This is a genomic window from Chlorobium sp. (assembly GCF_036528655.1).
In the GTDB taxonomy this organism is placed as follows: Bacteria; Bacteroidota; Chlorobiia; order Chlorobiales; family Chlorobiaceae; genus Chlorobium.
The window spans coordinates 152,692-163,941 of the sequence record NZ_JAIGND010000003.1; the positions used below are offsets into that span (position 1 = coordinate 152,692).

12 protein-coding genes are annotated in these 11,250 nt (G+C 55.0%); 2 read left to right on the forward strand and 10 right to left on the reverse strand.

Going from position 1 to position 11,250, the window contains the following annotated elements; translation table 11 throughout:
- Positions 1 to 2: 2 nt before the first annotated feature.
- The 4 genes from K4305_RS00825 to K4305_RS00840 form a co-directional block, all read right to left on the reverse strand.
- A complete protein-coding gene (locus K4305_RS00825; protein WP_331560423.1) occupies positions 3 to 1,943 on the reverse strand; it encodes a fumarate reductase/succinate dehydrogenase flavoprotein subunit in 1,941 nt (646 codons plus the stop codon).
- Positions 1,944 to 1,971: 28 nt separating this feature from the next.
- Entirely contained in the window at positions 1,972 to 2,634 is a 663-nt protein-coding gene (locus K4305_RS00830; protein ID WP_331560424.1) for a succinate dehydrogenase cytochrome b subunit, read from the reverse strand.
- A gap of 66 nt (positions 2,635 to 2,700) precedes the next feature.
- Positions 2,701 to 3,417: a cyclase family protein gene (locus K4305_RS00835; RefSeq protein WP_331560425.1), complete on the reverse strand. Its 717-nt coding sequence runs from the start codon at positions 3,415 to 3,417 to the stop codon at positions 2,701 to 2,703.
- A gap of 55 nt (positions 3,418 to 3,472) precedes the next feature.
- Positions 3,473 to 4,459, reverse strand: a complete 987-nt coding sequence (locus K4305_RS00840) for a dihydroorotate dehydrogenase-like protein (protein WP_331560426.1) — start codon at positions 4,457 to 4,459, stop codon at positions 3,473 to 3,475.
- A 189-nt stretch (positions 4,460 to 4,648) separates the two neighbouring features.
- Here K4305_RS00840 and K4305_RS00845 point away from each other — a divergent pair, with 189 nt between their 5' ends.
- Entirely contained in the window at positions 4,649 to 5,080 is a 432-nt protein-coding gene (locus K4305_RS00845) for an SRPBCC family protein (RefSeq protein ID WP_331560427.1), read from the forward strand.
- Positions 5,081 to 5,102: 22 nt separating this feature from the next.
- Here the strand turns inward: K4305_RS00845 and K4305_RS00850 are convergent, their stop codons facing one another.
- The 3 genes from K4305_RS00850 to K4305_RS00860 form a co-directional block, all read right to left on the reverse strand.
- Entirely contained in the window at positions 5,103 to 6,572 is a 1,470-nt protein-coding gene (locus tag K4305_RS00850; RefSeq protein WP_331560428.1) for an alkaline phosphatase, read from the reverse strand.
- Between the two features lie 152 nt (positions 6,573 to 6,724).
- Positions 6,725 to 7,339: an acyloxyacyl hydrolase gene (locus K4305_RS00855; RefSeq protein ID WP_331560429.1), complete on the reverse strand. Its 615-nt coding sequence runs from the start codon at positions 7,337 to 7,339 to the stop codon at positions 6,725 to 6,727.
- A 21-nt stretch (positions 7,340 to 7,360) separates the two neighbouring features.
- A complete protein-coding gene (locus tag K4305_RS00860; protein WP_331560430.1) occupies positions 7,361 to 8,131 on the reverse strand; it encodes an alpha/beta hydrolase in 771 nt (256 codons plus the stop codon).
- Positions 8,132 to 8,324: 193 nt separating this feature from the next.
- Between K4305_RS00860 and K4305_RS00865 the strand changes: the two genes are divergently transcribed.
- Positions 8,325 to 8,837, forward strand: coding sequence for a septal ring lytic transglycosylase RlpA family protein (locus K4305_RS00865; protein WP_331560431.1), 513 nt, complete (start codon positions 8,325 to 8,327; stop codon positions 8,835 to 8,837).
- A gap of 28 nt (positions 8,838 to 8,865) precedes the next feature.
- Here the strand turns inward: K4305_RS00865 and K4305_RS00870 are convergent, their stop codons facing one another.
- The 3 genes from K4305_RS00870 to K4305_RS00880 form a co-directional block, all read right to left on the reverse strand.
- Positions 8,866 to 9,249, reverse strand: a complete 384-nt coding sequence (locus K4305_RS00870) for a VOC family protein (RefSeq protein ID WP_331560432.1) — start codon at positions 9,247 to 9,249, stop codon at positions 8,866 to 8,868.
- A 108-nt stretch (positions 9,250 to 9,357) separates the two neighbouring features.
- Positions 9,358 to 10,155 carry a hypothetical protein gene (locus K4305_RS00875; RefSeq protein ID WP_331560433.1) on the reverse strand — a complete coding sequence of 266 codons (798 nt, stop codon included), beginning with the start codon at positions 10,153 to 10,155 and terminating at the stop codon, positions 9,358 to 9,360.
- A gap of 541 nt (positions 10,156 to 10,696) precedes the next feature.
- Positions 10,697 to 11,218: a GNAT family N-acetyltransferase gene (locus tag K4305_RS00880; RefSeq protein ID WP_331560434.1), complete on the reverse strand. Its 522-nt coding sequence runs from the start codon at positions 11,216 to 11,218 to the stop codon at positions 10,697 to 10,699.
- Positions 11,219 to 11,250: the final 32 nt, after the last annotated feature.

The following is an 11,250-nucleotide window of genomic DNA, read 5'->3' on the forward strand; positions in this document are numbered from 1 at the left end:
GTTTATTTATAGGAGCGTTGTGAGGGCCATACCACGTCGAATTGGAGATCCTCCCTGTGCATAGTTGCCGGTTCGTTCCGCCCCCTGTACTCCCAGGCCGAAACAAATGAAAACTCCGGATCATTTCGCAGCGCTTCGCCGTCCGCGGTCTGGTACTCCTCCCTGAAATGTCCCCCGCACGACTCTTCGCGCTGCAGGGCGTCACGCACCATCAGTTCACCGAGCTCGAGAAAATCCGCAACTCTCCATGCTTTTTCGAGTTCCGGGTTATACTCTTCAAGCCCTCCGGGAATCCGGACGTTCCTGTGATACTCTTCGCGCAACTGCGGAATTTCCGTGAGCGCCTGCTCCAGCCCGCTTCTGTTGCGCGCCATACCGCAAAATTCCCACATGAGCCGGCCCAGCTGGCGGTGATAATGGTCTACCGACCGGGTACCTCCGGTATTCTTCAGTCGAGCCAGCCTCTCCCTGACCTGCTCCGCTGCAAGCGTGAACTCCGCGCCGTCGGGATCGAACCGCGGAGTATGGATTTCGGAGGCAAGATAGTTGCCGATTGTCGCAGGAAGGATGAAATAGCCGTCTGCAAGCCCCTGCATGAGCGCCGATGCGCCAAGACGGTTGGCGCCGTGATCGGAGAAATTGCACTCTCCTATCGCATAAAGGCCCGGAACCGTTGTCATCAGTTCGTAATCGACCCAGAGGCCTCCCATGGTATAGTGTACCGCAGGATAGATCATCATCGGAGTCTCATACGGATTCGCGGCAACTATCTGCTCATACATCTGGAACAGATTGCCGTAATTCGCTTCGATCGCATCCCTTCCCTTCCGTCTGATGGCGTCGGAAAAATCGAGGAAAACCGCCACTCCGGTACTGCTGACGCCATACCCGGCATCGCACCGCTCCTTGGCGGCTCTCGAAGCGACGTCCCTCGGCACGAGATTCCCGAAAGCGGGATATCGCCGCTCGAGATAATAATCGCGATCCTTCTCCGCAATATCCGACGGCTCGATCTCTTTCGAGCGAAGCTTTTCGACATCCTTCTTGTAAGCCGGTACCCAAATCCGGCCGTCATTTCGAAGGCTTTCGCTCATCAGGGTCAGCTTCGACTGAAACTCGCCATGAACCGGAATGCAGGTAGGATGAATCTGGGTAAATGCAGGATTCGAGAACATCGCGCCCCGTTTGTAGGCGCTCCAGGCCGGCGTAACGTTGGAACCCATGGCATTGGTGGAGAGGAAGAAAACGTTCCCGTAACCGCCGCTGGCAAGCACCACTGCGTGAGCCGCATGACGCTCTATGGCTCCGGTAACGAGATTGCGCGCAACGATCCCGCGCGCCTTGCCCTCAACAATAACGATATCGAGCACATCGCGCCTGTTATAGAGAGTGACGTTCCCCGCCTCAATCTGCCGGCTCAGGGCGCTGTAAGCCCCCAGGAGCAGCTGCTGACCCGTCTGGCCCCTTGCATAGAATGTTCTCGAAACCTGGGCCCCGCCGAACGAGCGGTTGGCCAGCAGACCGCCGTACTCCCTGGCGAAAGGCACCCCCTGCGCCACAGAGAGATCGATGATCTGATTGCTGACCTCGGCAAGACGGTAGACATTCGCCTCGCGGGAACGGTAGTCGCCGCCCTTGATGGTATCGTAGAACAGGCGGTAGATGCTGTCGCCGTCGTTGGGATAGTTTTTCGCCGCATTGATTCCGCCCTGCGCAGCGATGCTGTGCGCGCGCCGCGGGGTATCCTGATAACAGAACACCTTCACGTTATAGCCGAGCTGGCCGAGCGTCGCCGCGGCGGAGGCCCCGGCAAGCCCGGTTCCCACAACGATGACGTCGAGCTTACGCTTGTTGTTCGGGTTGACCAGCTTTGCTGTCGAGCGGTAGGAGGTCCATTTTTCTGCTATCGGTCCTTCCGGAATTCCGGCATTGAGGCGCTTCATGAAATAAGGGTTTTCAGCAATTGTTAACCTATCTGAAAAGGAGAAAATAGAGGGGAATCACCATAAAACCGAGCGATATCGCAACAGAATAGATGGTGCCCGCAAGCTTGACCGCGCCCATATACCGGGAGTGGTTCCAGCCCATGGTCTGAAATGCCGACTGTATCGCGTGATTGAGATGGAAACCGAGCGGTATGAAGCTGAACATGTAGAAGAGCGCGTACCATGTACTGGAGAAAAGATGCAGGGTCATCGCATAAAAGTCGTGAGCATCGATCCCCTCGGGAGGCGGTACAAGACCGATCTTGACGAAGTAATAGTCGGAAAAATGCAGGGCAAGAAAAAGCAGTACGACAATACCGCTATGCATCATGTATTTGGAGAGGAAAGAGGTCTCCGTGCGGTTTCCGACTTCGTAACCGGCAGGTCGGGATGCACGGTTCTTGCCGGAAACGAGAAATCCGGTGAAAATATGTATGAGAAACCCGGCCATCAGAACGATTTCAAATATCCTGATCAGGGGATTCGTCCCCATGAATGCCGCCGCTTCTGAAAAAGATCGCCCACCGTCAGCCTTGAGAAGCAACAGATTGATGCCGAGATGCACGCCGAGAAACGTAACCAGAAACAGGCCGGCAAGCGCCATCGCCACTTTTGAGGCAATCGACGAATACTGCAATAACTTGTTCATACATAAAGGATTCAGTGCAATGGTAAAGAACAGGCGCCGGCAACTATCCGGCGGTGAAAAGTACTATCATCTTTTGAAATTGCAAAACAAATCCGCTGTTTGCCCGACGATTGCGATTGCGCGCACCGGGGATGCTTCGGCGCCTTCGAGTTTCAGCGGCAAAGAGCAGAACAGAAACCGGCGCCCGGCAAGCTCTTCGGGAATATCAAGGTTTTCAATGATGAGAATATTCCTTTCAAGAAAAATCCGGTGTACCGGCAATGCGGCTGAATCGGCGGCATCAACGGACATCATGTCGACGCCGACCCCCTTGAGACCGAAATCGGCCAGCCACTCTGCGGCCACGAGATCAAGAACGGGATAGCCTGAAAGATATGCCTCCGTTCCCCAGTATCGCCCCCATCCGGAACGGATCAGCAGGAACTCGCTCCGCTCTGCAAGCGCGGCATAAGGGCGAAGAAGATCGCCGCTGATGAGCGATCCGCAATGACCTGATACATCGATGACCGCCGCAGGACCGATGAACTGTTCGGCAGAAAAGCCATCAAGCGAGTTGCCATGATGAAACAGATGAAGGGGAAGATCGACGTGGGTTCCGGTATGCGAGGAAAACGTCAGCTGCCGTTCGCTGAAACCGTGCTCCCCTATGGTGCACAGCGGCACGGAATCCGGCGGCGGGGTACCGGGATAGCACGACATGCCGGGACCAAGCGTCCGGGTGAGGTCCACAACACGCTCTGCCGGAGAACACTTCTCCGGCGTTCCTGACGGTTCTCTGCACATCACGTCAGATGCTTCTGCCGACTGTCCGGACGGATATATGAAAAAGATTTACCCATCAATGAATGCCGCCGAAAAACTTCATAAACTGTACCCGTTCGTAAACGGCAGGATTGCCGGTACGCGCCATGCTCATCTTGCCGACCAGATCGTCCACCGAAGAGAACATGTGCCGCTCCATATACTGCTCCAGTTCCGAAACCATATTTCCAATCTCTCCAAGTCCTTTCCGGTAAAGAACTGAGGCAATCTCGACGGCTCTTGCACCGGCCAGAAGCTGCTTGATGAGCGCATTGCCGTCATGCACGCCAGTCGATGCTGCCAGGTCGCACTTCACCCTTCCCGACAGAATGGCGATCCAGCGCAGCGAATGGTAGAGATCGGCAGGCGAACTGAACACCCCGCTGGCCGTCACGTCGAAGGTTTCGATATCGAAATCGGGAGAAAAAAAACGGTTGAACAGCACCAGGCCACCGATGCCGGTACCCGACAACTTCAGGGCTTCACCTGCGAGACTGGAAAAATAGCTGCTAATTTTGGCGGCAACGGGAATCCGCACCGACCTCGACACCGTTTCGAGCACATCCACGTAAACCTGCTCGTTCTCTGCGCCGCTTCTGCAGGGATCGGAAGGCAGCACGAAAATGTTGATTTCCAGCCCGTCAGCGCCTGCCCGCTCGATCTCGGCAGCAAACGCAGTCCATTCTCCATGCGTAACGCAGTTGATGCTGGCGATAACCGGGATATCGACGGAATCCTTGCACTGCCTGACGAGATCGAGATAGGCCGACAGAGCATTGCCTCTGGTATATTCCCGGATATAATCCTCAGCCTGCGCATAGTAATAATCCTGAGCATTCGCGGCCTCGGAAAAGCCGGATTCAAGCTGAATCTGCTCTTCGAAGAGCGATTTCAGCACTACGGCACCGGCTCCGTGAGCGGCGGCTGCCTTGACGTTTTCGAGGGTTCCTGTCAGCCCCGAACTTGCCACGATAACAGGATTACGGAGCTTCAGCCCCATCCATGTCGTTGAAATATCTGCCATAAGTGATTGCCAAAGGTTGCTTTTCTGCACAGCGAAAAACCGCTCCGTCTTGTTTTCTCCAGTAAAGCTAACAAAGAAACTCCTTACTTGCACAGGAAAACAGCGCAGTTCGGCGAGAGTTCCTTCTGGCTGCCCCGCAGGAATTATTGCCGCAGCTTCGCTGTTGCTGCTTTGAAAAAGCATACCATTATGAACATCTCGCACGTCATTGTCATCAACCGCCCGGTAAAGGAGGTCGCAGCATACCTGTCCGATATAGCCAACGACAGCGTCTGGCAGGAAGATGTGCTCGAATCGGCCGTTACGACCTCCGGCCCTGTCGGCAAGGGAACCGCAGGATTCGAAGTTCGATCTATCATGGGCTTTCCCATGCGCACTGAATGGATCGTAACATCCTATGAACCCGAAAAACTGCTCTGTTTCGAGAGTACTGCAAGCGCGTTTCCGTACGAAGGCGCCATGGAGTTTTCGGCTGTCGATGGCGGCACCCGGCTGACCTATGCGTTTTCAACCAAAACCGAAGGCCTGGCTTCACTTTTCGATCCGCTTATGAAGCTGTTTTTCGGCTTCAGGTTCAGGGCTAACCTCGACAATCTCAAAAGGATTCTCGAAACATCCTGAGGCGAATTCGCCGTTTTATCAGTTACCGCCGTTCGCCAAACCGCGCAAGCCGAATCAGCTTTCCGGCTATGCCGGTATTGTCGTAGTAACCGCCAAACGCCTCTGAACCGACCCCCGCAGCGAACACCTGTACAGGAACCGCCGTATGCGCATTGCTGGCCCATCCGATCCCCGCCTTCGCATTCAGCATCGCCGTAACGGCGGAAGCGAATCCCGCCGCGCTGCCGGAAGCCGCCGAGCCCGCCGCTCCTTTCGCAGAACCGCCTCGATATGCCTTGCTCAGGACAGTCCTCTCTTCGCCCGAAAGCACAAGAGAAGAGTCAGCCGACGCGTCGCCGAGTCCGAAGTAGACCTTAACGCTGTCGAGCGCCATCGAAAAAGAAACGTTGCGGCTCGCCTGCCACCCAGCAACCTTCCGGGTGAATCTTTCAAGCGAAACCTTCTGGCGGCGCAGCAGCGATATTCTGCTATCGTACCCGCGCCTGCCGTTGCCGAGCGAAAGCCCTCCGCATTCGTGATCGGCCGTCACCACAATGAGCGTCTCGTCCGGATGGCTTCGGGAAAAAGCCTCGGCTTCCCTGACCGCATCGTCGAAAGCGACAACGTCATGGGCAGCCGCTGCGGCATCGTTGGCATGACACGCCCAGTCGATCTTTCCTCCCTCCACCATCATGAAAAACCCATTCGGATTGTCGAGCAGGCGGATCCCCTCCCTTGTGAACTCCGCAAGTGAAATATCCTGCTCCTTCCTGTCCATCTCGAAACTCATGGCAGCCTTGCCGTCATAACCGGTATATGCCCAGCACTTCTTACCCGGCTGCACTGAGCGAAGAGACGAACGATCTGAAACCACCCGGTATCCGGAGCTCCTCATGAGAGTCGGTATATCCGTCCGGTTAACGCTCCCGTTGAGTCGGTTCTGCAAAAAATCCCCTTCGGCAAAACCACCTCCGAAATAATCGAAACCGCTTGAAGCCATCTGAGCGGCTATATCGTAGTAGTTGCTTCTTTTGGCATTGTGCGAAAAAAAGCATGCCGGCGTCGCATTGTCGATGCCGACGCTCGAGACGATGCCCACCCGCATGCCGTCGCGCCTGGCCAACTCGGCTACCGTGCGCAGCGTATCCCGGTGGTTGCTCTTCATTGAGATAGTCCCGACGGAAGTCTTGCTGCCTGTCGCCAGCGCCGTTCCGGCAGCGCCGGAATCGGTGATGTAACGGTCTTCGGCATGGGTCGTAATCGTACCGAGAACCGGAAATCCGGTCATCGCCAGCGTACTGGAGGAGTCAAGCACTGCGCCGGAAAGACCGACCTGCGCAGGGCCCATGCCGTCGCCTATAAAGAGAAATATGTACTTCGGCACAGGGAACCGGCCTTCTGCGGGCGCCTGCGCCACCCTGCCGTCGGCACAGGCCGCCGTCGACAGAAAAAGGACGAACATGAGAAAAGTCAGGGTGAGGGAAAGGGGTTTTCTTCCGGACAGCAGAGGCATGGTAAGCTCCTTCGACAGGATTGCTGAAAAGTAAAAAAGGCGACACCGCAGCGCATAATGTGTCGCCCTGTACTTTTTGAAGATAGGAAACGCAACCGGTTCCGTTTGTTACGGGTACGTTACAAGAGTAGCGCCCTTACGCAATCCGTCCATCAGTAGAGCCAGGAAAACCCGGCGACGATCGCATTTGAATTCAGACCGTCATTTGAACGATCAGCAAGACCGGCATGCGAGATATGCCTGAAGCGATACCCTGCGAAAAGCGCTTTTCCGGGAGCGAACCGGTACTGCAGGCCCGCACCGAACTGGTCAAGAAAATTGAATCCAGCCGCACCCTGCTCCCTGGTGTCAATACTGTAATACATGGGAGCCACGCTTGCCTCGACAAACAGATCGACGGGAGATGCGACTTCATGCAGGTAACGCACGCCGAAACCGCAGCCGGCCTCGACTCCGTCGTCAGGCCCGGAAACAATATTGACGAAGGGCTCGAGCGTCAGCTGCAGAGTGCTTCTGCTGCTTCTGATGCCGAACAGTCCATTGGCGTTGAAACCGATCCGAACGAAAGCGGGGTAGATAGTCATATCCTTGTCATCCCCCTTCAGTGAACCCCAGGCATAACCCGAACCTATACCGGTTTCGTTTAGATAGACGGCCGGTTTGCCTCCATCAGGCAAGCTTTCGGCAGCGGCATGGCAGAAGGGAACGGACATCGCAAATACAAAGACAAAAAACAGGGGGCACAAAAAAGCACTGTAATTTTTCATGATATTTTCTGGTATTAATGGTTAACAATTACTGAGCGGCCGAAGCCGGCCTCTGACAAAATCCACGACCGCCTGCATCGCGCGATTCCTCTCGCAGTCGCAGAAGATCTGGTGCTCCGACCGATCCAGCCAGACGATCCGCTTCCGGTTCGGCGACGTACTGACGCGTTCATAGAGCATATCCGCGGTTTCGGCCAGCACGGTCGTTTCACTCCTGTTATGCAGAATCAGCAGCGGCACATGAACATCGGCAAGCAGCGGCTCGGTCATGCCAATAAGCCTGAACAGAGAGAGAATGGCATCGGTCGGAGCCCAGTCGTACTGGCCGGGGCAACGGAGAACATCCTCTCCGGCATAGACTGGCCTGATCTCCCATTTCCTGACTATCGAGGAGAGCGGCTCGGCAATGAAATGCAGCGGACGCCCCGGAGCCAGAAGGGACGAAAGTCTCAGGGCCGGAGCGGCAAGCACAAGGGAATCGACGATCGCCGGGTAAGCACTGACAAGCTGCAATGCAAGCAGCGCTCCCATGCTGTGACCGACGACAACGATCTTTTCTGCCTCTGCCGACATCTCCTGCAACGCTCGTGAAACATCGTCGATCCACTGCCTGCAGGATACTCCCCTGAGCGATTCGGGAGAGAGTTCTCCGTGCCCGGTCAGCAGCGGCATGGCGACCGGCAGCCCCAGGGACTTCAGCGGGCCTTCAAGAATGGCAAGGCTATCCGGAGTCGCGGTGAACCCGTGAATGAGAATGACGCCGATAGCTGCTCGCTGATGGTGTTCTGGCATAATGATTACGGAAATAGATGCCTGATGCGGTTATGTCCGGCATCGGAATCGCATTGAAATCAAAACGGTGAATATAAGCCGAGTGCGGGAATATTCCTGTCAATTGGCTATTTTTCAGGAGAGCCGTCTGAGTTGTTGCACACATACGATCATTCATGGCAAGACGTTCAGCAAACAAAAATTGACGCTGATAATGACACACCGGTTGATTTTTACCCTGATGATGGCTGTTGTTCTGAGCCTCGCTTCCTGTTCGACAAGCAGGGGGCCGATCTCCCCCGGAGCAACGGGAAGCCTGATTTCCCCTGAAGATGCCTACAGGCTCGGAAAGCTCAAGAATAAACCCTATTTCATCGACGGCAAGCTCTACGTTCCGATGGATTACCGGGAATCGCTCGGTTATCAGGAAACCGGCCACGCCTCATGGTACGGACAGGAAACCCTCGACCAGCACAACAACCAGCCGACCGCGTACGGCGAAATTTTCCGCCCCGACAGGCCAAGCGCAGCGCACAAATATCTTCCCCTGCCCGCAGTCGTCAGGGTCACGAACCTCGAAAACAACGCATCCATCATCGTGCGCGTCAACGACCGGGGACCTTTCATCGGAAACCGGGTGATCGACCTCTCCGCCGAAGCTGCCAAACAGCTCGGTTTCTACAACAAAGGCACCGCGAGGGTCAAGCTCGAAGTGTTATCGAAATAACAAGGGACTGGAGCATGAACACACCCATTCATCTCTTGTAGAATTTCCTGAACTCCGCCGAAGGCTCCCTGTCTGTATAGATGTAAACCGCATTCCCGATCGGGTCAATTACCGAAAAGCCGCGATCTCCCCACGGATGGTCCTCGATCGGCATGACGGCCTCAGTCATGCGACGATATTCGGCGTCCACGTCATCCACCCTGAAATTGAGCATCACGCCCTGACCTCCGAACTCCGGCATGCCCTCCTGCGGCTGCATGAACTGCATCGTCGGCCCGTCGCTGCCAATGCGCAGATTCACGTACCACCCGCAGTCGAATATCGCTTGCGCCGAGAAATGGCGCTCGTAGAAATCACGGCAGGCATCGACATTGGTTGTCACGAAACAGGTTGAAAGTTCGCTTGTTTTCATAGTGCCTTGAGTTTACAAGATCAGCTGAAAGACCTGCTCAGCCATGAAAGGCCAGTTGATGTTAACGCTGCCCCGCGAAAAGAGCCCGTCGAAAGAGTGCGTCATTATTTATGTTTCTGTGTGACCGGCTTTGCTGATTCTGATCCGGTACGAATTTCGAATTTTTTCAATCAGCCTGATTTCAAGACCGGACTCGGAATCGACGTAACGGCTTTTGCCCTGCACATCAAACGCGGCGCCAAGCAAAGTGCTGACATCAGGATTTGCATCGACCAGACGAACCGGAGCCTCTCCGTTCCGGCATTCGTCGATGCCGTCATCGGCTTTCATGATCAGCACGCCGTGTCCTGGCAGAACACTATCATATAAACCGACGGGCTGGCGATTTTCGACAAGAATATACCGACTCGCCGTAATCCTTATCCGAATCGCCAGTATCTCCGATTTGCCATCAGTCAAAGGTCCAAGCAATACCTCGGCAGGCAGGGATAATGGGTCAACATCCCTTATTTTTTCCCGAGGGAACCAGCCCAATCGAAGCCTGGTCCACGAAGAAATGCCCGGAGGAGGAATATTCGGCCGATACAGGTGACAGGACATCGGATCCCAGTACCCCATATTGATCAGGCTATGCTCGAACCCGGTTTGTCTTGTTGGATATCGCTCCTGCAGATCATGGTCGTAGAGGCAGGGAACTGCCCTCTTGCCGTTCACGACGCCGCCCCAAACGTGAGCAATGTCATGGAACAGGGTGCCGACATGAGCGTTCGAGGTAAAGATAGCAACGCCATTGGGTACGACCTGCCCTCGACGTTTTGTTCTAAAAACAAGCTCGCGTGACCAACCAAGCATCCCGGGATAGCCACATAGACCGACCATTCCGTACTCCTGCATAGACGCACGCATGAAAATCACCACGTAATCGTAGAGGGAAAATACGTAACCATCATCTGCAGCGTCGATAGCGTCCTGTATGAGCTTGTATACCCTGGATCTGTCGACCTTGAGATTGGCGGGTGAGATCGAGTAATTCGATACCGGATCAGGAAGCAGAAGCCAGTTGGTAAAGTCGAACTCGGCACACGCATTTCCTTATGACATTTCATGGATATAGGTACTCAGTTTACGGAATCGCTCAGTGACGATGCCTTCCGTAACAGCATGCGAGAGCCCCGGAAAATCAGCCAGAATAACCAGACCTCGTCGCTTGGGGCAATATGCCGGTTCCGCAAACAGAAAAGAGGGAAGTTGAACTATTCCAAGGGCAAGAACTCCTGCAAGAAACTTTCTTCGGGTAAAAATCACCATAATTGCACCTCCTGCTGCATCATGCCAGAATCAAACCGTGATATGGGCTTTCATCCTTGAAACTTAAAGGATAACATGCGCAAAACGTCGAGCAAATCAGGAACGCGTCAAGTACAGCCAGGGATAACGCCACACCCGATCACTCGCTGTGGCCGCGTGCCATGAACGCCTCATGGAACGCAACACAGCCCTGAGGAACACGGCCATCGAACGAAAGCGCGAAAAACGCCTCCGGAGGCACTCCTTCAAAAACAAGCCCCTCAGGATTCACGAACCCGAATTTGCGGTAATACTCCGGATGCCCTACGAGGCAGCAGCCATGCGCGCCGAGATCTTTAAGCTTCGAAAGCCCTTCCCCGATCAGAGCCTTGCCGATGCCCTGCCGCTGCAGTTCCGGTTCCACCGAAACCGGCCCGAGGCCGTACCAGCCTGCACTGCCGTCCGACATTGTCACAGGAGAAAACGCAATATGGCCGACAATCCTGCCATCGAGCTCCGCCACAAGCGATACCGCAAGAGCTCCGGCATCGCGCAATGCATCGATCACGAACTGCTCGGTATGATCGCTGATCTCCAGCGTGCTGAATGCCTCGACGGTAAGGTCGAATATTCGTTGCCCGTCGCCGGACTCCTCGTTTCTGATGGTGATTTCAGTGTTCATTGGTTTTCATCTGTCGGTTTTCATTGCCGCAA